This is a genomic window from Priestia sp. FSL H7-0729 (assembly GCF_038005685.1).
GTDB lineage: Bacteria > Bacillota > Bacilli > Paenibacillales > Paenibacillaceae > Paenibacillus.
On the sequence record NZ_JBBOTQ010000012.1, the window covers coordinates 85315 to 107065 of the forward strand.

The following is a 21751-nucleotide window of genomic DNA, read 5'->3' on the forward strand; positions in this document are numbered from 1 at the left end:
TATCACCAATTTTTTCTTTAAAAGGAGGACTAAGAATGACATGGACAAAATATATGATAATGTCAATCGGTTTATAACAAATAACGAATCTTTTGACCTTTTAAATTCCAAACTCAATGAGTTCAATCCATTCAAGATAATGAAGATTGATAAATTTGAAATAAGACACTCTAATATCCTAGCATGGCTCCTAAGTCCAAGTGAAAACCACTTCTTGAACGATATGGTATTAAAAAAAATAATTACTGAAATAATATGCAGAGATATCGATATTAAAAACCATAGTATGCAAGTAACAGATGTTTTATTAAGCAGCTTTCATGATGTTGAAGTATTACGAGAATGGAGAAATATTGATATTATTGTTATCTCAAAGAGCAATGAGTTTGTCCTTTTTATTGAGAATAAAGTACATGCTCGATTAGAGAGCCATCAGTTAGAGAAGTACATAAATTTAGTTAAGGATAATTACCCCAACATCAAGCACGTTATTCCTGTTTTTCTTACTTTGAACGGAGAGGAATCGCCTCACCCAGAATATTATAGCCTAGGATATTCAGATATATTGAGACTGTTAAATTCGTTGTTAGTCCTTAATAAGGAAAATATGAATTCTAAGATATATGATTTTATTAGTTATTACATAAGGACATTGGAGGTGCTTACTTTGGAGGATGAACAACTTATAAAACTTTGTCGTGATATTTATAAGCATCATGGAGAAGCGATAGAGACGATTATTAAATATGGGTATGTTTCTAATTCGACACTTAACCAAGCAACTGAAGTTTTAAAACCTGAGCTAAATTGTATTGGGTATCATGAAGACCGAGATTTTCATTTAAGAGATAAAGAATATTGGTTTATCCCAAAATCGTTAGACTCAATCCTTCCTCGTTTAGTAACAAAATGGAGATCTCCAAGACCGGTTAGCTATTTCTTTGCTGCTGAGGATAATAGTTTGCGCCTCATCCTCGAGGTGGGACCGATAGCGAACTTACATATAAGGAATGCCTTCTTAAATTATATTAACAGTCAGGATAGTAATAAAATGTTTTCAATAAGGACCAGTGCCTTGAATAAGTTAGATGGTAAGTATACGAGGATTCGTACCAAGAGTGTAAAAGTGGATGACTGGACGGATAGCGAACATGTAGTTGAACGTATGAGAGTATTATTAGAAAAGGTATTTAAATATAACGAAGTTAATGCCCTATTAGTTACGTTATTAAACGAATTTGAACTGGGAAAACCAAATGAAACTATTTAATCGAAGGAAGTGTACTGAATGCCAATCGAACTAGGTATCTGGAAAATCAACAAAGGTATTGAGAAGGTTCACTTCTCAAATATTGAAACTGAGCGTAAACTTGAAGATGTTATATCCTCTGATATCAGCATCATCGACCCTACGGTAATGCTCATTGGGCGACAAATCACTACGGCATTTGGTAAATTTATTGATATTCTCGCTATGAATTCCGAGGGGAATTTGGTTATAATCGAACTCAAGAGAAACAAGACGCCACGTGAAGTCGTTGCTCAAACTTTGGATTATGCTTCTTGGGTTCAACAGCTAAATTACAATGATATCACACGAATTTACAGTGAGAAAAATCCAGGAAAGCAATTGGAACAAGATTTCGTAGATTATTTTCAGACAGATCTTCCAGAAACGTTGAATGAATCGCATTTGTTATTAGTAGTTTCGGCTGAGCTGGACCCGGCTACAGAGAGAATTATAAACTACCTAACTAACTTTGGCGTGCCTATAAATGCACTCTTTTTTCATTATTTTAAAGATGGAGATAACGAATACTTGGCTCGAAACTGGCTTATTGATCCCAATAGTTTTGAAGCTAAATCAATCAGTAATAGGCCCTTAAAAAGTGGAAAGGCTCCGTGGAATGGAAAGGACTTTTACGTGTCACTGGGTGATGGTGAGTATCGGAATTGGGAAGATTGTAGAAAATATGGTTTTATTTCAGCCGGACAGGGAAAATGGTATAGCAGATCATTAAGTCTACTTAAACCTGAGGATAGATTATTTGTATGCATCCCTAAAGTTGGCTATGTTGGTGTTGGAATCGTACAGGAGGAAGTTGTACCTATCAAAGAGTTCCAGGTCTTACACGGTGAAGAAAACGTACCTTTACTTAATTCCGATTTGCGAGTCAAGATGGATAAGGATGTTGACGATCCTGATCTGTGTGAATATGTTGTGCGTGTAAAATGGATAAAGACGCGTGCTAAGCAGGAGGCGATCTGGGAGAAAGGGATGTTTGCAAATCAGAACTCTGCTTGTAAATTGCGGAACCAGTTTACTTTGGACAGACTAACAGAACATTTTGAGCTGGAGAAAGAGATCAAGTGAAACGTAATACACAATAAAAAGATCTAGTAATGTTACCCTAAGTAAGAAACTTTATAAAATATTTCCAGTTTAATACACTTGAATTCGGTTTTGCAAGATAAAATGCCCTTCTAGCGAAGGGTTTTTATTTCGTTTATACTTGTAAGGCCAATTTACTTGAGGAGTTGTCTAACGAATCATGAATAAAAAAGAAGTCGCGCATATACGCAAGCAGTTTAAACTCGATCACGATCTACTGAATATTTACGATATTCTCAACGTCTATATTACGAAGGAAACCAATGAGGTCTATCATTGGGAGCGTCACCCGTTCGAACTGGTGGACAGAGAGAAGCAGGAGCTGTACATGGGCAATTTCAAAAAGTTGCTGACAGGCGATCTGGATCAGAAGCTGTTTGAGTTGAAGTTCCAGGAAGCAGCGGAGGACCCGGCTCAGGTATTGCTTCACCAGGCTCTGGTCACAGGTGATCCGGACGAATGGCAGGACCTCATGCTGTTGCTCGTGGATCGAATGTTGGTGGATGCCAAGTATGAGCGGGATATGGTAGCTACGTTCGTGCGCGGACAGTATTATCTGCCGACCAAAGCTAGAAACGAAGCTTCGGAAGAGAGCGAGAAGAACGAGGTGTTCGCCCATCCGTTCATTCTGTGCAGCGTGAATTCCACGGAGAAGCAGCGGAAAACGCTCTTGTTTGATTACGTGGAGAGAGAATTCAAATACAACATTATTGTCGATCCGATTATCAAATTAAGCACGCCAGAGCAAGGGTTCCTGTATCCTAGCGTGACAGACAACTACTCCGATGTGAATCGCGTGTTATATTGCACAGGGAAATCTAATTTCCCGGACCCGCATTTTGTTGAAAATGTTCTGAATGGAGAAAGATCCGTAACCGCACTGGAAGAACGGGCAATCTTCGAAGATATCGTGAAGGAAGTGGCCGGTGAACAGCTCGATTCAGCCACCATTGCACATGTATATGAGGAGATCAACCGCGTTATTGAAATTAACGAAGAGTCCCATGAGGAAGAACCTCCGAAGCTGGATTATAAGGATCTGGAACGTGTACTGACCGCAAGCGGTGTAGAGGATCTGACAACGGAGAAAGTGGAACGTGCCTTCGAAACGATCGTCGACAACAAGAATTATGAGATGAAAGCGACCAGTGTTATGCCGAAGTTTACGTCCAAGTCCATTAAGATCGAAACCAAGGTTGCTACGATTTCGGTTAGTCCGCAAGACCTGAGATATGTGAAGCAGGTGAACTATCAAGGCAGACGTTGCATCATGATTGAAGTGGACGAAGATGTCGTGATTGAAGGGTTTACGCTCAATACAGAAAAACTTATCAATGAGTAATTGATTGTAGACTATGATGATGTAAAATCATCCTGCAAGGACAAATGAACGTCCATCTATGTTGAAAAAAAGCCCAAGCCTAAAGCAACACTGAACTGTTCCCTGTCATAGTAGACCGTAGAAGTTTACGATGGGAGCAGTTCATTATCGCCAAGGTATGGGCTTTTTTTGCTGTATCATGATTGTTGCAGGAGTTGTCTAATATCCGCTGCCGGACTGGAGTCGAGCTCCTCTCTGAGCAAATCCTCCAGAACCAGGTATTGGCGCTGTGCTTCAGTTCTTCGTCCAAGGGACAGATACAGCAGGATGATCTCGCGATGGATATCTTCCCGAATCGAGTCAATCTGGAGGATCCGTTCAAAATAATACAGTGCCCGTAGCGGCTCGCCTTCCTTCGTGTGATAGTGGGCAGCAGTTTCCATCGTCATAATGAAATCCAGTTCCAGCTGTCTGGACCATGCGAAGGCCCACTCATAATGCCTTCCTTTCAGAAGTTCACCCCTATACAACGTATCCATCCGCTCGAAGAGTTCTGGACGATGTGCAGAGGCCTGACGCATCTGCCGGAACAAGGCCTCAAACTCGTACAAATCGCAGTCGATTGCATCGCGGTCGATACGAATGCCATTCCTGTCCTTAAGAATGATCGGCACGTCACTGTTGTCACCGATGGCCCGTCGCACGTAGTACAGTGTGGAATTGATATTCGTCCAGGCCTTCTGCGGACTGAGGTCCTTCCACAACGTATCAGCTAATGCGTCACGGGTAGTTGACTTGGTATATAGCAAGAATGCGAGTAACTCTTCGGTTTTGGGCGTTCTAAGCTTAATGGGACTGTCTGCTCCGGCTCCGCCAAACACGGTGAATTCACCGAACAGACGAACATTCAGCTTGGGTGCAGGCGTTGTCAGTTCGGAGGAGTCGACGGACTTATGAAGCTTCTGCTGCAACCGCTGAATGCTACGATTCAGTCGCTCAGCCGTGACCGGCTTGATGACGTAATCGATGACCTCTTTGTCGAAGGCCTGCACCGCATATTCCTCATAACCGGTCACCAGTACAATGGGGAGCAAGGGGTGATGCTTGCGCAATTCACCAATGAGATGCATACCCGAGATGCGAGGCATTGTAATATCCAGGAATGCCGCATCGAAGCTATTGGCTACTGCATATTCACAGGCTTCCTCCGGATCGTGAAACGCACGAGATACCTCGACTTCTCCACTTTCTGTCAAAATGCGATTCAGTCGCTTCAGCGACAAATCCTCATCGTCCACGATGATAACTTTTATCATGTTTCATAACCCCCGTTCCCATCTGTGTCTAGACGTTGGTTTGGAAGATCAAATGTAATCCGCGTTCCCTCGCCGTCCAGACTTTCCATCTGAAGGTGTCTGCCATACAGCAGGTTCAAGCGGCTGGAGATATTCCATAGTCCCACGCCGTTACTGCCGTCCGTGGATTGCCGAATTTCGTCCATCCGTTGTTTAGTTATGCCAATTCCGTTGTCCTCGATGGTGAAACGTGTTTCCGTATCATTCAGATTACGAATGGACAACATGACGCGACCACCGTCCATGCTGGACATCAGGCCATGACGAATGGCATTTTCGATTAGAGGCTGTAACGTGAGGGGCGGAATGTCCATGTTCCGGTTCACGTCCGCATCCACATCGATAATGACCTCCAGCCGTGAGCCAAAGCGAGCTTGCTCAATGGCAACGTATGCTTCGATCATCTCCAGTTCGTTCATCAGGCTCGTTTTTGAATCAAGGTGTTTAAAGTGCACACTCCGCCGTAAGTAACTCGATAATTGCAAAATCAATTGTTCTGCCCGATTCGGTGCATCTACACACAATTCGGCAATGGCATTCAGGGCGTTATACAGAAAATGCGGGTTCATCTGTGAACGCAAAAAGGATATTTCGGCATCTCGCGCAGCCTGTACGGAGGTTTTCATCCGGATCAAGCCGCCGATCCGTGCAAGCAATTCCTCCGATTCAAAAGGTTTTGCTACGAAATCATTGGCACCTTTCTCCAAGGCCAGCTTCAACTGATGAGCTTTATTACTCGCCGTCAGCATGAGCACGGGAAGCTCGGAAGGAGAGTAGCGTGCCCTGATCCGTTCCAGTAATTCGTAACCCGACATGTCCGGCATCATGATGTCTGCAATGACCAGATGTACGGCAGGAAGCTGGTCCAGCAGTTCCAGTACGGAAGGGGAACGTGAGGTTACCACATAACTGTAACCTTCCAACTTCAAGAGATTCACTATGGTCTGCAAATTAGCCGAGTCGTCATCCACAACGATAATCCATTCGTCTTTATTCCCTTGTACAATCGTTGGTTCCTCGAACCGGAACAGCCGATTACCAGGGCTTGTAGGAGCTACGGTAAGTGGCATGACGTTGGATCGTTTCTCACCTTTACCATCTGCGAGAGGAAAGGTCAGGATGAACGTGGCCCCCGAGCCGGGTGCCGATTCCGCAAGAATGGTTCCGCCATGCAGTTCGACCAGTTTGCGCGTAATGCTTAGTCCCAGACCTGTGCCTCCCGCAACGATTGGCCCGGTATCTGCTTCCTGCTCGAACGGCAGGAAGATATGCTCCAGCTTGTCCTTACCGATGCCGCGGCCGGTATCGATAATACGGATTTCCGCTTTTCCATGAACAACGGCAGCTTCGATGCTTACTGTGCCATGTTCCGTGAACTTGACGGCATTACCGATCAGATTATGCAGGATCTGAATCAGTCGGTTGCCGTCCGCATAGATCGGCGGGAAGTGAGCCGGGATGCGGTTAATGAGTTCCACCTTTTTCGCGCCAAGCAGGAAGGTGTGCATCCGCATGACTGATTCGACAAACGAGTACAGATCGGTAGAAGACCGATGTAGCGGGATGTCGCCGTGTTTCATTTTCGAATAATCCAGCAATTCATCGACCAGATAGGTTAATCGTCTGCCGCTTCCCGTCACAATTGCCAGGTTATGCGCCTGTTCATCGGTAAGCGGGCCTTCGGCACCTTTGAGCAGGCTCTCACTGATGTTGACAATGGCATTCAGCGGTGTTTTGAGCTCATGCGAGGTGTTGGACAGGAAGTCATCCTTTACTTTATCCAGCAAGAGTAACTGGTCCTTGAGGGCGCGTACCGTACGATATGACTCGAAGAATCGGAGTACCGCCAGAAACAGCATCAGGATGCTGAACAGGACAATGGAGACCTGCCCGATGTTCATATTCTCCTTGAGCGAGATGGAGAAGAGGTTAATGTCTAGACAATATAACATGATGCTTAAGAGAGCCGCGTACCACAGAAAAGCAGACAGCCGTTCCCCCTTCTCACTCGTCAGAAACTGTGATGCGCATTGATATAGCAACCAGAGCAGCATTAACGTATACATCACGACGACGTAAGGTGCAACAACCCCATAGACTGAGATTGGCAGGAGCGCGACCATGCATAAGTAAGCGCCGAAGATGACCAGGATCACTGTCGTAAGCAGACCTGACAGGATGCCTGTTTTGAATCGGTAGAAGTAAAAGGTCAACAGACCCAGACATGCCACGGAGCAGAAATCTTTTAATTTATAGAGCGTGCTAAAGGAGATTTCCGTATTCACCATGGATAACACACGTTCGCTGATCATGCCGTTATAGAGTGCATACAGCAGACAGATTAGACCAAGCAGCAGCAGGGAATCGTCCCTGTTTCGGTAGAGTGCAGACCCCAGATAACTGATGAGGAATATGATCGAAATGGTAGCCAGTACAGCAAGCGTGCCGAATTCGACAGCTGTGCTAATTTGATGTTTATTCAGCATGGCTGCCTGTTCGCCAAAAAAGAGTGGTCCCGGAATGCCAGAGTCCGTGTAATCGTAATTAGCCACCCGGATCAAAATCTCAATGTCACCGCCATGATAAGGGAAAAAGCCAATTTGGGGGGAGTTACCTGGTCGGTATCCCGCTGATTTTTCCACGGCATGTCCGTCTTCCAGCAGCTTGTTGCCATTGATATAGATTTCGCTGGCGAAACGAATGTTCATTTTTTTGATTGCCAGTGTTCCCTTAATAGGTGAATTTCTGAGCACGAGACGATAAGTGGCAAAGCCATGGGCAGGCAGTCGTTTGCCATCCACTACCAGTCGATTCCAGGAGCCGGGAACAGTTGCATATGCATCCGGCGTTTTCGTTGGTGTAGCCAGATTCGAACCTGCAAATTCCGGAGGAAGCAGGTGCTCCCAGTAAAACTCCCACTCACCGTCCAGCTTGATCCGCTCGTCCTGTTCCGGGTTCCAGTCCGAGAGGTCCATAACGCCTTGACGAGCATGAAGAGCCGCAGATTGGGGTTCTCTGATTGTTGATAGAAGGAGTACGGTAATAGCGAGTACAACAGTCAGGACAATGCCTGAAATTTTCAATAACACAACATGCTGCTCCTTTAGAGGTTGTTCGATTCTTGGATAGGTTCGGACATTATCTCTTGTATTCTATCGGCATTGTAGCGAATAAACCCTGGGGGGCGCAATCATATTTCGACAAAATTTTCTGTTTATTATTGCGTACATGAATTCATACCCACCCCGTGAATTCCAAAATGGATGCTTTTGCAGACTGTGATTCGGTATGAGCCGCTTTGCGCCAAGCTTTGGGCGATGCTCCCATCAGTTTGGCGAAGCAGCGGTTAAAGCTGGAGATGGATCGGAAGCCGACTTGCTCCGAGATGGAGAGAATGGAGGCGTCCGTACTTTTTAATCGCTTGCATGCCTCTTCAATCCGGGTACTATTCAGAAAATCGAGCGGTGTGGTTCCCATGATCTCATGGAACTTGCGACGAAAATGTGTCGTGCTTAGATGGCACAGATCCGCGAGGTAATCGATGGTCACAGGCATCATATAATTTTGGGTGATAAACTCCAGCACGGGTGAGATGACCAAGTCACCTTGGAGGTCCCGTTCCTGATTCTGCGCTGACCAGTTTTCGTTGCTCGAATGAATTCGGAGCAGTTCGATATACAGAGACATCAACAAGCCGTACGCGCTCTCCCGATAGTAGGGGGACTGCTGCTTCATTTCTTCGACTACTGATGTTGCGAGCATGTGAATTTTGGGATGTTGTTCTTTATTCAGAATGCAATTGGTCCCCTGAATGGCCCATAGATTCGGTTCAATGTGACTTTGGGCTGTTCTGAGCGAATGGCGGAAGAGTTCTTCCGGTGAAAAAAAGATATAAGCCCACAGGCTGGCATTATTAGGTGAACTGTACGTGGTATGCGGAAGATAGCGGGGAATGAACGTGACATCGCCTGCTCGAAAAGGTACGGATTCTCCCTTAATCTCCATGATGCCTCCATCGGAATAACAGATGCCAATCTCCATGTGGTTATGGAAATGAAGATGCTCACTCTTGATATCGGATATTCTCCAGCGGTCTCCACTGAGTAACAGGACAGGAAAATCAATGGGCAGGCAATAATGACGATATTCAATGACAGGTTTCTTCGGTTTGGGCATTTTCCAGCGCTCCCATGTATAAATGATTGAAATTGCGCAGTTTTGTTGTGAATATGCTTAGATTGAGACTATTTTACTGCGTACAATGGGATAAGTAAAGCGTTTACAAAAATGGACGGACACCTCTCAGGGCGCACTTGGGGGCGTGTGCGCAGGGAGAGGGGAATAACAATGCTTCAAGTGAAATATGACAGGGAACAAATTCTAAACGTGATTGAGAACGTGACCAAGAAAACACTGGATATGGATCTGACATGGGATTGGCCCGGCGGTGTGGCTTATTATGGGGTATCCAGAGCCTATCAGACGACAGGAAACCAAGAGATTCTGGACAGGCTGGTGAAGTGGGCGGATGAATATATTGAGCTGGGTCTGCCCAGTTGGACGGTAAATACATGTGCCATGGGTCATGTGCTCATCACGTTATATGAAGAAACCGGGGATCAGAAATATTGGGATATTGTCCTCAGCAAAGTCGATTATCTTCAGAACCATGCCCTTCGTTTTGGAGACAATGTGCTTCAGCATACGGTATCCGTCTCCAATGATTTCCCGGAACAGGCGTGGGCGGATACTTTGTTTATGGCGGCATTTTTCCTGCTCCGCGTAGGTAGCAAATTAAAAGATGAAGCCATGATTCAGGATGCGCTGAATCAGTATTACTGGCACATCAAATACCTTCAAGATCCAAGCAGCAGTCTGTGGTATCACGGTTATAACAATATCAACAAGGACCACATGTCCGGATTTTACTGGGGAAGAGCGAACGCTTGGGGAGCCTATACGATGTCTCAAGTGAAGCCGCAATTGAACGACTGGTATTTGTATCCGCAATGTATGGATGTAGAATGTGCTCTGCGCGATCAATTGGCGGCTCTCAAGTTGGTACAGACCGAGAACGGCTTGTGGCGTACGGTTTTGGATGACGAAGAATCGTATGAAGAGGTATCGGCTTCCGCTGGTATTGCAGCAGCCATGATCAATAACGGCAATCCACTGCATACCAAATATGTGCAAAAGGCACTGGAGGGCATCCTGAACAATATAAGCGAAGATGGGCGCGTGCTTGGGGTATCTGGTGGTACAGCCGTGATGAAGGATCGGGATGGCTATCGCAATATTCCAAAAGACTGGATTCAGGGCTGGGGTCAGGGCCTGGCACTCGCTTTTCTGTCCGACATGTTGAGATAGGGAGGGAACCCAATTGTCCAAACCAACCAAAGGCTCTTTTACACTACCGGGAGAGTCCGGTTATGAGGCACTGACGCTGGAACTTGCCGATCGCTGGGGTGCCGATGTAATCCGTGACAGTGACGGTACGAAATTGTCTGATGAGATTATCAATGCCGGATATGGCATCTATTCAACCATTTGCATCATTCGGGATCATAATGAGTGGGCATCCCGTAATCTGGATAAGCTGCAGCAATGTTTTCTCATTACAAATCCGAAGGTTGCTGTGCAAGATTATGTATCCATCTATCTGATGGAGGATTTCTTCGCTGAACAATTCAGGGTGAACGATTCGAAAGAAGCGTTTAAATATTGGCAAGTGTATGATCGAACGACTGGAGAAGAAGTTCCTAGAGGGCAATGGAATTATGAGAGGGAATCGGGCAATGTTGTCATTACTGGTGTTGCTCCCTGGCATAAATACACCGTGAGTTTCATGGTTTATCGGATATGGGAAGAGATCTCCATGTACAATCATACGACAAATAACTGGAACAAAGAGCACCTGATGCAGATTGATCCAATCTATACAGACACGCAAACCTATCTGCTGGATTGGATGGAAAAGTGGTGCCAAGATCATCCGGAAACAACGGTTGTCCGTTTTACATCCCTCTTCTATAATTTCGCCTGGATCTGGGGCAGTGACGAGCGGAATCGCCATCTGTTCTCGGATTGGGGTTCATACGATTTCACGGTAAGTTCGAGAGCACTGGATCTGTTTGCTCAAAAAGTTGGCTATTCACTCTCGGCCGAGGACTTTGTGAATGGCGGTAAATATCAGGTCACTCATATGCCTGCGGATCAGCGCAAACTGGATTGGATGGCATTTATCAATGACTTTGTGATTGAATTTGGTAAGAAATTGATTGATATGGTGCACAAGCATGACAAGCTGGCGTATGTCTTCTATGATGACAGCTGGGTAGGCATGGAGCCGTACAATGATCGCTTTGAGGAGTTTGGATTCGACGGCATGATTAAATGTGTGTTCTCCGGTTATGAGGCGAGAATGTGCTCGGGCGTTAAGGTCAATACCCATGAGATTCGATTGCATCCCTACTTGTTTCCGGTTGGCTTAGGAGGGCTTCCTACGTTCAAAGAGGGCGGAGACCCTACACTGGATGCAAAGAAATATTGGATTAATATCCGACGTGCGCTGCTTCGGGAACCGATCGACCGGATTGGACTGGGTGGATATCTGCATCTGGTAGAGCCTTATCCCGACTTTGTGGATTACATCGAGAAGATTGCTCATGAGTTCAGGGATATGAAGGTTCTGCATCAGGCTGGAAAGCCTTATCAGATCAAGACAAAGGTAGCCGTTCTGCATAGCTGGGGCAAGTTAAGATCGTGGACCTTGTCCGGTCATTTTCATGAGACGCATATGCATGATCTGATTCATGTGAATGAAGCCTTATCCGGGTTGCCGATTGAGGTCAAATTCATTGATTTTGATGATATTCGTCAAGGTGTATTAAAGCATGTGGATGTCGTCATTAATGCGGGTTCCGCTGGTTCTGCCTGGAGTGGTGGAGCACACTGGAATGACCACCACAGTGTAGACATCCTGACCCAGTGGGTGTACGAAGGTGGTACCTTTATGGGGATCAACCAGCCTTCAGCGGTCCACGGATACGACACCTTTTTCAGAATGGCGCATGTGCTTGGTGTGGATGAGGATACAGGTGCCAGAGTTGTTCATGGAAAATGGTCGTATGAGGCTCAAGATGAACACGGCCTGGTGCCAGCAGAGGCTAATATATCGTCAAAAGGTAAAGGTAACATTTATCTAACGGATGGGACAGCCAAGGTATTGCACGAGACGGATGGTAACATCACGTTGTCCACACATGCTTTTGGTAAAGGAAAAGGGATCTATCTGTCTTCATTCGAATTCAACTGGGAAAATACGAGATTACTACAGAATCTGATTCGTTTTGCCGGGAATGAGATGGGTGACACGAAGTATATTCCGGATAACTTGTATACCGAATGTGCCTACTACCCTGAGAGCAACATATTGGTAGTGATCAATAACAGCGATCAGGTTCAGTCCACGACGATTGATACGGAGCATGGAAAACAGACTGTGGAATTAGATCCGTATGATACGGTAATCACCAAGATTGGGGATCTGAGATTGGTTTAGGTATCAAGGATGTGAGAACGGTTACCCATTGGTAGCTTCAAAAAGGCCCAAGTGTACGACAGATCTGTCGGTGCTGGGCTTATTTTGATGCGGCGGGAGTAAACATATTTTCATTGATTCTATATTTTCTTAGTTCACCCGTAAATTCACATTTTGAGTACCCAATCGTTCTCCTACTCGTTATAATAATATGGATGTCAATGTAAGAGGAGACAACGATAAGACATGAGCCGCAAGAAGGACTGTAAGCGCATTCAGTTTCTGGAAGACTGGAGTCTCAAAACGAAGTTGTACATATTGTTCATTTTTTGTGTGCTGGTTCCAGTGCTGGTCACGAATACCGTATTTTACCAAAGCATCAAAGGTAACATTGAGGAGAAGGAGCATAGCCGATTCAATGAAATGCAGCAAAGGATCAAGTTCAACCTGCGGAACAGTATAGACAATAGCTTGTATGTGTCCAATTTTCTCTATACCGATGGAACGCTGAACCGTTTCATGGAGTACAAGTATCGCGATCAGGAAGACTATTACTCTGCCTACTATGAGATGCTTAGCAACAATAATCTGGTCAGGTACTATTACAGTTATCAGCAGGTGAACCAAATTACGTTTTATGTGGGCAATGATACATTCGTCAATGGGGGAAACTTCATTAAGCTGGATGATGAGGTGAAGAAAAGTGAATGGTATCAAGCGCTGATGAACACGAGTGACCATATCATGATCTATTCGTATTTTGACAAGCAGCAGGCAGAGATGTCGCAAAGTCAGGGAGGACGCAAAGTCAGCATTATTCGTAAGCTGGATTACTTTGGGGAGCAGCAGGTTGAAAAGGTGTTAAAAGTTGATCTGGACTACGCCTTCATCAACAAATCGCTTAAAAATGAGGGAGCGAACGGGAAAGTGTATGTCGTTTCCGACGACAGGGTCATTTTTTCGAACGATTCAAAGATGAATCAGACTCGAAAGCCATTTAATCTGATTACGAACAGTACAATTGACCCTGTTCAATCCATGCAATCCATTCCCGTCGTATCCGAGGATTGGCAGATTGTCGTCAGCACGGAGAAATTGGACGTTCTGTCAGAGATCATTAATTCCAAGCTTAATTTGACGTTGTTGATCATTCTTAATCTCTTGGTACCGACACTGCTGATCTGGTTGATATCCAGATCACTGGTCATCAGAGTGGATCGGATAGCGAAGCATCTGGATCAAGTGAAGCATGAGAAATTTGAGGTGATATCTGGACCTGTGGGCAAGGACGAGATCGGTAGCCTGACCCATAGTTATAACATGATGGTCATCAAGATCAAGAATCTGATTGAGATTGTATTTAAGGGTCAGGTGGAGCGGCAAGCCCTTGAGCTCTCCAAGAAGCAGGCGGAGCTAAAAGCCCTTCAAAGTCAGGTGAATCCGCATTTCATGTTCAACACACTGGAAACGATCCGTATGCGGAGCTTGATCAAGCAAGAGCTTGAGACCTCCGATGTCATTCATAGACTGGCACTGCTGCTGCGTCAGACGATTAATTGGGGCGACGATCTGATCACAATTGCAGAGGAAATCCATTTCGTGGAGAGTTATTTGAGTATCCAGCAGTATCGCTTTGGCGAAAAGCTGCAATTCGCAATCAGGATGACAGACGAATCCATTGCTGCGATGATGATACCCAAGCTGACCGTTCTCACCTTTGTGGAGAATGCTTGTATCCATGGCATTGAAGGAACGTCGAATGATGGGGTTGTGGAGGTATTATTCGAAATTCGAAGCAAGGAGCTGTACATTTCCATTCGAGACACCGGAGTCGGTATGGATCAGGACAAGCTGACCTCGCTCCGTAAAATGATGCAAGACCCGAGTATGGATCGGATGATCGAGCTTACCAGCATTGGTATGATGAATGCATATATTCGGTTGCGGATGTATTTTGATGATTTCGTTCAAGTGCACATATTCAGTGAAAAGGGGAAGGGAACAACGATAGGCATTCAAATTCCTCTTATGCAGGCATCTCAAGAATAAGGAGTGAGGATATGATCAATGTGCTGATTGTAGATGATGAGCCATTTATTCGCCAAGGACTTCTTTTATTGATAGATTGGGAGTCTTACGGATTCCAGATTTGCGGTCAGGCTTCCAATGGCATGCAGGCCTTGGAGTGCATACGTGCTGAGCAGCCCGATCTGGTCATTTCTGACATCAAGATGCCGGAAATGGACGGAATGCAGCTTGCCCAAACCTTGTACGAGCAATATAGCGGTGAGATCAAGCTGATTCTGCTAAGTGGATTCTATGAGTTCGGATATGCCAAGCAGGCGATTAAATATCAGGTGAACGACTATATTCTCAAGCCTATTGTGAAGACCGAACTGGTTCAGGTGCTTGAGGAGTTCAGGGGCGCATTTCATGCGCGGATGGAAGAGAAGCGATATCAGCAAAAAAAGGACCGAATGATTATGGCCCAGCATATGCAGTCGATCTTGCTTGGGGTGGCGGAAGAGGATGCGGTTACGAGTTTGCAGCCCCACTATCAAGATGCCGGTATACTGCGCTGCATCCTGATTGAGGCGGAAGCCGGTCCGGAACAGGACACGGATTGGTGTGCACGGGTTGAGGCATGGGTGGGCAAGCCCCTTCCGGGACAAGTTTTGAAGCCGTTCACAGGTGATAAGAATGCGGTTCTGCTCATGGTTACGGACCTGATGGTGAACCGTGAGGCAGTGGCCTTGGAGCAATATTTGACCCGATTGCATGCCGATCTGAGCCAAGGCCAAGAGGCGGCTATTGCTTGTTATGTCGGGCAGGAAGTACATGAGTTGGAGGCGCTGCACGAGTCTTATCAATCCTGCGGCATAATGAAAAGCTTACGTTTCTTCACCACTTGTGGGCCCATGTATTACTTCGAACTTATGGATACGACCTTATTTGTTCATCGGCCGGGACAGCTCGAAAAACAATTGTTTGATGGGCTGGTCAAGTCTATTGAGGAACAGCAGACGGATGAGTTACACAGTCATGCAAAGGCCATTTTTCAATATTTTCTGGATGAGCGAATCGAGCCTGGTATTGTCCGAATCCACTTGCATTATTTGGCATACAATCTGCTGGAACTCGTGAATGACGATACGGTTAATCCAGATTCCGGGCTGCTGGAATCGGCTTTTCTGAAGGTGAACTACGCCATGTTATCCATGGAGGAAAACATTGATCATCTATGCGAGTTCGCGCTCATGTGCGCAGAGAAACTGAAGGAGCAGCAAAAGTCGAATGCGATGGGCGTATTAGCCAAAATTGAGGTCTTCATTCACGAGCATTACAGAGAAAATATCAGCCTAAAATTGCTCGGAGAGCAGTTTTACATGAACAGTGCATATCTGGGACAGATTTTCAAAAAGCATTACTCGATCAGCTTCAGTGATTATCTGAATCAATTGCGTGTTGAGGAAGCCGCCCGGTTGCTGCGCAGAACAGATCAAAGAGTATACGAAATCGCAACAATGGTGGGATATCGGGATTCCGATTACTTTATTAGCCGGTTCGAGAAACTCATGGGGGAGACGCCTGCACAATATCGCAAAAGTGCCCATGCTGCGTACTCTATTGATTCAACATCCTGTACTCCTTGACGGAGTGACGGGATATTTTTTTTCGCAGATACTGGAATTAGTGGGATTCCAACTATAGTTTATCCCGTTGAGAGGGGAATGGAAGCATGATAATTTTAAGTCAGCCTTTGGAAAGCGCTTTCCAAAAAGCTTCTGTCAATATAATCGATGGAGGGGTCATGATGAAAAAGGTTGTTAGAAAAAGAATCAGGTATAGTACTCTGCTAGCTTTAATACTGGTCATCGCACTCGCTGGATGTACACCGGGATCGTCCTCAAAAGGGGAAAAGACAGCAGATGGAAGGGAACTGAAACAATTTTCTGCATTTTTTGCCGTACCGGGAAAAATTGCGCCTGACGATAATCGGGTGCTAAAAGCTATTGAGGAGAAAACAGGCGTCAGAGTTACGATGGACTGGCTTACGGGCCAAACAGCCAAAGAGCGAATTGGTGTGCTCATTGCAGGCGGTGAATATCCCGATTTTATCGATGGAAGTGATGGTACTCAGCAACTGGTAGCAGCGGGGGCATTAGTACCGCTTGAGGATTACATCGATAAATATCCAAACATTAAAAATTACCTGGGCGAAGACTGGAAGAAGATGAAAAATACGACCGATGGACATATCTACTTCATTCCTCAATTCGGCAATATACAAGAAAAATCGATGAAAGTATCCCATGATGGAGAAGCGTTCTGGATTCAGAAGGCCGTACTCGAGTGGGATAATTATCCGACAATCAAAACACTTGACCAATACTTTGACTTGATTGAACGATATAAAGCAGCTCACCCTACCGTTGATGGTCAGCCAACGATTGGATTTGAAATTATCTCCTATGACTGGCGTTATTTCGCACTGGAGAATCCTCCGCTCTTCATGGCTGGTTATCCTAACGAGGGCGCAGCCATTGTTGATAAAGAAACGCTGACGGCCAAAAACTACAATACCACTCCGGAAGCGAAGGCATATTTCAAGAAGATCAATGAGGTATATCATCAAGGCCTGGTCGATAACGAAACCTTTACAGCAAACTATGATCAATATATATCCAAAATTTCAACCGGACGTGTGCTGGGCATGGTGGATCAAGGATGGCAGTTCCTTGACGCCGAGGCATCTCTCGTGAAGCAAAAATTGTATGACAAGACCTATGTACCGTTGTCCATTACACTCTCCGAGGATGTTAAAGGGCGCTATCAGAACAATCCAATCCTTAACGTAAATGGCGGCTTGGCCATTACTAAGAGCTGCGAGGATATCGAGGGGGCACTTCAATATATTAATGATTTGTTGGACCCTAAGATGGAGGTATTGAGAACCTGGGGACAGGAAGGCGTGGATTACCAAGTGGATGACAAAGGCGTGTTCTCCAGAAATGAAGAGCAACGTGCGAATTCCAAAGATCCGGACTGGGTGCTGGCGAATACGGGAAGCCCGTTGGTTTATTTCCCACATCATGAAGGCATGACCGCTGACGGGAAGAACGCCCTTGATCCTAAGGAGCAGCCGGAGGAGTACCTTGCCACATTGAATGACATCGACAAAAAAGTGCTGAAGGCTTATGGATATACGAAGTTTACCGACTTCCTGGAGCCTGCGGAGGAAAATGAACCATGGTTCCCAATCTATACCTATAATTTCGAACCGAATAAACCGGAGACCATCGCCAAACAGAAGATGGACGATGTAAAACGCAAATGGCTGCCCAAAGTGATTATGACTTCACCAGCCGAATTTGATAAAGCTTGGGAAGAATATCAAGCCACGCTCAAGGAAAGTGCAGATATTAAAGCGTATGAAGATGCGCTGACGGAAGAAGTCCGCAGACGCATGGAACTGTGGGGATAAAGGCCTGCCACATAGAAAGGCTATGGGGAACCCCGTAGCCTTTCTTACACGCCAGATTCGGGAGATTGGATAGGAATATGGAATCGATTCATCCAGACTGGATGATATAGATAAACTCGTAAGCAAGGAGAGAAAAAACATGGCCAAAAAGGAGTTGCAGCCTTCGTTAAAGACCAGCCATATCCCAGCGGGAACAAGCTGGATCGGGTACAACCTGTCCAGAATGAAAAGTCAGCGACAATTAATGTGGATGTCATTTCCGTTTATTGCATTTATCGCTATTTTTGCGTATGGACCATTATGGGGCTGGTTGATGGCGTTTCAGAATTATAGACCTGGCATTGGTTTTATGGAACAGGATTGGGTGGGGCTAGATCATTTTCGGACGTTATTCACAGACCCCACATTTTTACGTGTCATTCGCAACACGCTGGCGATGAGCCTGATCAGTCTGTTTCTGGGATTTGTCGGCTCGATTGGTCTGGCGCTCTTATTGAATGAACTGCGGATGGTTTTGTTCAAACGCGTAGTGCAGACAGTTTCGTACCTTCCGCATTTTCTGTCGTGGATTATCGTAACGGGGATCGTTGCGAATGTATTGTCAACGGAAACAGGAATTGTGAATGTCCTGCTGACGAAATTGGGCTTGATTGAGGCACCAATCAACTTTTTTGCCGAACCCAAATACTTCTGGGGAATTGTGGGCCTGTCCAGCATGTGGAAGGAAATTGGTTGGGGCACGATTATTTATCTTGCGGCCATGGCGTCGATTAATCCGAGCTTATACGAGGCAGCTTCCATCGACGGAGCAGGACGCTTTCGGAAAATGTTCAATGTCACGCTTCCAAGCATCAAACCAACGATCATTATCCTGCTTATCATCAACGTTGGTAACATACTGAACGCAGGTTTTGAGATTCAATACTTGCTGGGGAACGGACTGGTACAGGATGTATCCGAGACGATCGACATTTTTGTTCTAAAATACGGGATCAATCTAGGTAACTACTCACTTGCCACCGCAGCAGGCATTTTCAAAAGTGTGGTCAGTCTGGTGCTCATATTCATCGCCAATGGGATTGCCAAGTCTCTTGGTGAAGAGCGATTGATATGATAAGGGGGCATAGCCGTGAAGCGATTTAGTAGAAAACGAAGCTTGGGAGACTCTATTTTTTCCATCACCAATGGCATATTTATGTTGCTTGTCATGGTTGTTACGTTATATCCTTTTTTAAACACCATTGCCGTATCTTTCAATAACGGGCTGGATACGATCCGCGGGGGGATATATCTCTGGCCGAGGGAATGGACGCTGCAAAATTACGTCTCCGTATTCCAGAACCCGAATCTGACACAAGCCGCATTTGTTTCGGTCGCCCGAACTGTGATTGGAACGGTTGTACAGCTGTTTTGTACAGCCATGCTGGCCTATGTGCTGAGCCGCAAGGAGTATATGTTTAACAAACTGGTCACGACGCTGTTCGTCATGACGATGTATTTCAGCGGCGGCTTAATTCCGGGATACATGCTGATCAAACAAGTGGGGCTGCTGAACAGCTTCTGGGTATACATTATTCCCGGCTTGATCGGGGTGTTCAACATGATCGTCATTCGTACCTACATTCAGGGACTGTCGGAGGGATTGATTGAATCCGCGAAGATGGATGGAGCCGGAGATTTTCGGATATTCATGCGTATCATACTTCCTCTATCCAAGCCGGTGCTGGCTACGGTCGCATTGTTCATTGCTGTAGGTCAGTGGAACTCCTGGTTTGACTCCATGTTGTACACGGCGGGAAATCGGAATTTGACCACCTTGCAGTATGAGCTGATGAAATTGTTATCCTCTGCGACCTCACAGGGGGGAACCGTCAACGTGGATTCATACAAAAATGTAACCAACATGGTGACGCCTGTATCCATTCGGGCAGCGATCACAGTTGTGACGGCCATGCCGATCGTTTTACTGTATCCGTTCTTGCAAAAATACTTTGTGACTGGACTAACCATTGGAGGGGTAAAAGAATGAAAAATGCAACTCAAAGCGAACAATGCACGTTTAATAATCCGATTATGCCCGGGTTTTATCCAGATCCGTCCGTATGCCGTGTGGGTGAGGATTTCTATCTGGTGACATCGACATTTGCCTATTTCCCTGGCGTTCCGATCTTTCACAGTCGTGATCTTGTACATTGGGAACAGATTGGCAATGTGCTGGACCGCCCTTCGCAATTAAATCTTCAGGGAGCAGGCCATTCACAGGGGATATTCGCTCCAACGCTTCGGTATCATGAAGGCACCTTCTATATGATTACAACCAACGTATCACATGGCGGCAATTTTGTTGTAACCGCTACCGATCCGGCTGGGCCATGGTCTGATCCTTATTTTATCGAAGGCGCAGAAGGCATAGACCCTACGATTTTCTTCGATGACGGCAAAGCGTATTACCTTGGTACACGTCCTTGTTCTGAAGGCGTTCGTTATAATGGCAATTGGGAAGTTTGGTTAAGAGAGCTTGATCTGACCAGTATGAAGCTGGTGGGAGATAGCCACGTCCTGTGGCGCGGGGCGATGGTGGATGTGATCTGGCCGGAAGGGCCGCATTTGTACAAAATTGGTGAATATTATTATCTGTTGATCGCAGAAGGCGGGACGGGATTGAACCATGCGGTAACCATTGCACGCAGCAGCAGTCTTACTGAAGGTTACGTAGGAAATCCGAATAATCCAATCATTACACATCGTCATCTCGGTAAGCATTATCCGGTAATCAATGTAGGGCATGCCGATCTGGTACAGGCTGCGAATGGTCAATGGTTCATGGTTATGCTGGCCTCCCGCCCGTACGGAGGGAGTTATAGCAACCTGGGCAGAGAGACCTTCCTGGCTTCCGTCGATTGGGAGGATGGATGGCCCGTGGTGAATAAGGGGCGAGGTATATTGGAAGAGCAAGGAACCCTGCAACTGCCAACTGTACACACACCGCCGCCGCTGCGCTGCGATCACTTTGACAATGAACATCTGGGTCTGCAATGGATGTTCCTGCGTAACCCACAGGAGAACCTGTACTCTTTGACTGAGCGCAAGGGATATCTGCGATTGAAGCTGAAACCGCAAACATTGAAGGAAAAAGAGAATTCCAGCTTTGTCTGCCTACGACAAAGGCATATGGACTACGTGGCGGCTACAGCGATGGAATTTGTGCCTGGGAATGCATACGAAATTGCTGGTCTCGTCGTCATTCAGAACGATCAGTATCACATACGGATTGAGCGTGCCCTGGCCGAGAATCAGCAGGTGCTGCGTGTGGTGACCGTTACAGATGGTCAAGATAACCACATTGCCCAAACCGCGCTGGATGATGAAGTATCACGAGTGTATATCAAACTGGCCGCGACAGGTCAGCAACTAAACTTCTATTACAGCACAGATGGAAGTCAGTATCATCCGGTTGCGGAACAGGTGGATACAAGCAGCTTGAGCACCGAAGTGGCCGGTGGCTTTGTTGGCTGCTGTATCGGAATGTTTAGCAGCAGCAACGGGACTTCATCGGATCAGGTAGCGGACTTTGACTGGTTTGAATATGGTTCGTACTAACGTAAATAAAAAGGGAAGCTCAATCCAGCAGCAGATGCTAAGGGTTGAGCTTTTTCCA

General features: G+C 45.9%; 14 protein-coding genes. 11 read left to right on the top strand and 3 right to left on the bottom strand.

The window, feature by feature from the left end; genetic code table 11:
* The first annotated feature begins 40 nt into the window (after positions 1-40).
* The 3 genes from MHH93_RS22425 (at position 41) to MHH93_RS22435 (ending at position 3734) form a co-directional block, all read left to right on the top strand.
* On the top strand, positions 41-1270 hold the full coding sequence (locus tag MHH93_RS22425) for a PDDEXK-like family protein (RefSeq protein ID WP_500055829.1): 1230 nt from the start codon (positions 41-43) through the stop codon (positions 1268-1270).
* A gap of 18 nt (positions 1271-1288) precedes the next feature.
* Positions 1289-2374: an endonuclease NucS domain-containing protein gene (locus tag MHH93_RS22430; RefSeq protein WP_500055830.1), complete on the top strand. Its 1086-nt coding sequence runs from the start codon at positions 1289-1291 to the stop codon at positions 2372-2374.
* Positions 2375-2552: 178 nt separating this feature from the next.
* Positions 2553-3734, top strand: a complete 1182-nt coding sequence (locus MHH93_RS22435; protein ID WP_440392156.1) for a DUF4317 domain-containing protein — start codon at positions 2553-2555, stop codon at positions 3732-3734.
* 176 nt (positions 3735-3910) lie between these two features.
* On the opposite strand, the gene MHH93_RS22440 is transcribed toward MHH93_RS22435, so the two are convergent.
* The 3 genes from MHH93_RS22440 to MHH93_RS22450 form a co-directional block, all read right to left on the bottom strand.
* Positions 3911-5029: a response regulator gene (locus MHH93_RS22440; protein ID WP_500055831.1), complete on the bottom strand. Its 1119-nt coding sequence runs from the start codon at positions 5027-5029 to the stop codon at positions 3911-3913.
* Positions 5026-8157 carry an ATP-binding protein gene (locus MHH93_RS22445; protein ID WP_500055832.1) on the bottom strand — a complete coding sequence of 1044 codons (3132 nt, stop codon included), beginning with the start codon at positions 8155-8157 and terminating at the stop codon, positions 5026-5028. The genes MHH93_RS22440 and MHH93_RS22445 overlap by 4 nt, the downstream gene beginning before the upstream one ends.
* A 145-nt stretch (positions 8158-8302) precedes the next feature.
* The gene (locus MHH93_RS22450) at positions 8303-9244 is read right to left on the bottom strand and encodes an AraC family transcriptional regulator (RefSeq protein WP_500055833.1); all 942 of its coding nucleotides are present in this window, start codon (positions 9242-9244) and stop codon (positions 8303-8305) included.
* A gap of 171 nt (positions 9245-9415) precedes the next feature.
* On the opposite strand from MHH93_RS22450, the gene MHH93_RS22455 reads away from it, so the two are divergent.
* The 8 genes from MHH93_RS22455 to MHH93_RS22490 all read left to right on the top strand — a co-directional run bounded on the left by MHH93_RS22455 (position 9416) and on the right by MHH93_RS22490 (position 21693).
* Entirely contained in the window at positions 9416-10435 is a 1020-nt protein-coding gene (locus tag MHH93_RS22455) for a glycoside hydrolase family 88/105 protein (RefSeq protein ID WP_340031888.1), read from the top strand.
* A gap of 13 nt (positions 10436-10448) precedes the next feature.
* Positions 10449-12629, top strand: a complete 2181-nt coding sequence (gnpA, locus tag MHH93_RS22460; RefSeq protein WP_500055834.1) for a 1,3-beta-galactosyl-N-acetylhexosamine phosphorylase — start codon at positions 10449-10451, stop codon at positions 12627-12629.
* Positions 12630-12854: 225 nt separating this feature from the next.
* Positions 12855-14657 (top strand): sensor histidine kinase, encoded by a 1803-nt coding sequence (locus tag MHH93_RS22465; protein WP_500055835.1) that lies wholly within the window; start codon positions 12855-12857, stop codon positions 14655-14657.
* Between the two features lie 11 nt (positions 14658-14668).
* Complete coding sequence (locus tag MHH93_RS22470) at positions 14669-16261, top strand: response regulator (protein WP_500055836.1); 1593 nt, start codon at positions 14669-14671, stop codon at positions 16259-16261.
* An 86-nt stretch (positions 16262-16347) separates the two neighbouring features.
* On the top strand, positions 16348-18093 hold the full coding sequence (locus MHH93_RS22475) for an extracellular solute-binding protein (RefSeq protein ID WP_500055837.1): 1746 nt from the start codon (positions 16348-16350) through the stop codon (positions 18091-18093).
* A 139-nt stretch (positions 18094-18232) separates the two neighbouring features.
* The gene (locus MHH93_RS22480) at positions 18233-19207 is read left to right on the top strand and encodes an ABC transporter permease (protein ID WP_500055838.1); all 975 of its coding nucleotides are present in this window, start codon (positions 18233-18235) and stop codon (positions 19205-19207) included.
* 15 nt (positions 19208-19222) lie between these two features.
* Complete coding sequence (locus MHH93_RS22485) at positions 19223-20122, top strand: carbohydrate ABC transporter permease (RefSeq protein ID WP_500055839.1); 900 nt, start codon at positions 19223-19225, stop codon at positions 20120-20122.
* A complete protein-coding gene (locus tag MHH93_RS22490; RefSeq protein ID WP_500055840.1) occupies positions 20119-21693 on the top strand; it encodes a glycoside hydrolase family 43 protein in 1575 nt (524 codons plus the stop codon). Before MHH93_RS22485 ends, MHH93_RS22490 begins: the two co-directional genes overlap by 4 nt.
* Positions 21694-21751: the final 58 nt, after the last annotated feature.

Excerpts from the sequence above, each read along its gene's own strand:
- MHH93_RS22440 (WP_500055831.1), bottom strand. The coding sequence starts at position 5,029 with ATGATAAAAGTTATCATCGTGGACGATGAGGATTTGTCGCTGAAGCGA.
- MHH93_RS22465 (WP_500055835.1), top strand. The coding sequence starts at position 12,855 with ATGAGCCGCAAGAAGGACTGTAAGCGCATTCAGTTTCTGGAAGACTGG.
- MHH93_RS22480 (WP_500055838.1), top strand. The coding sequence starts at position 18,233 with ATGGCCAAAAAGGAGTTGCAGCCTTCGTTAAAGACCAGCCATATCCCA.
- MHH93_RS22435 (WP_440392156.1), top strand. The coding sequence starts at position 2,553 with ATGAATAAAAAAGAAGTCGCGCATATACGCAAGCAGTTTAAACTCGAT.
- MHH93_RS22455 (WP_340031888.1), top strand. The coding sequence starts at position 9,416 with ATGCTTCAAGTGAAATATGACAGGGAACAAATTCTAAACGTGATTGAG.
- MHH93_RS22425 (WP_500055829.1), top strand. The coding sequence starts at position 41 with ATGGACAAAATATATGATAATGTCAATCGGTTTATAACAAATAACGAA.
- MHH93_RS22470 (WP_500055836.1), top strand. The coding sequence starts at position 14,669 with ATGATCAATGTGCTGATTGTAGATGATGAGCCATTTATTCGCCAAGGA.
- MHH93_RS22490 (WP_500055840.1), top strand. The coding sequence starts at position 20,119 with ATGAAAAATGCAACTCAAAGCGAACAATGCACGTTTAATAATCCGATT.
- MHH93_RS22475 (WP_500055837.1), top strand. The coding sequence starts at position 16,348 with ATGATAATTTTAAGTCAGCCTTTGGAAAGCGCTTTCCAAAAAGCTTCT.
- MHH93_RS22450 (WP_500055833.1), bottom strand. The coding sequence starts at position 9,244 with ATGCCCAAACCGAAGAAACCTGTCATTGAATATCGTCATTATTGCCTG.
- MHH93_RS22430 (WP_500055830.1), top strand. The coding sequence starts at position 1,289 with ATGCCAATCGAACTAGGTATCTGGAAAATCAACAAAGGTATTGAGAAG.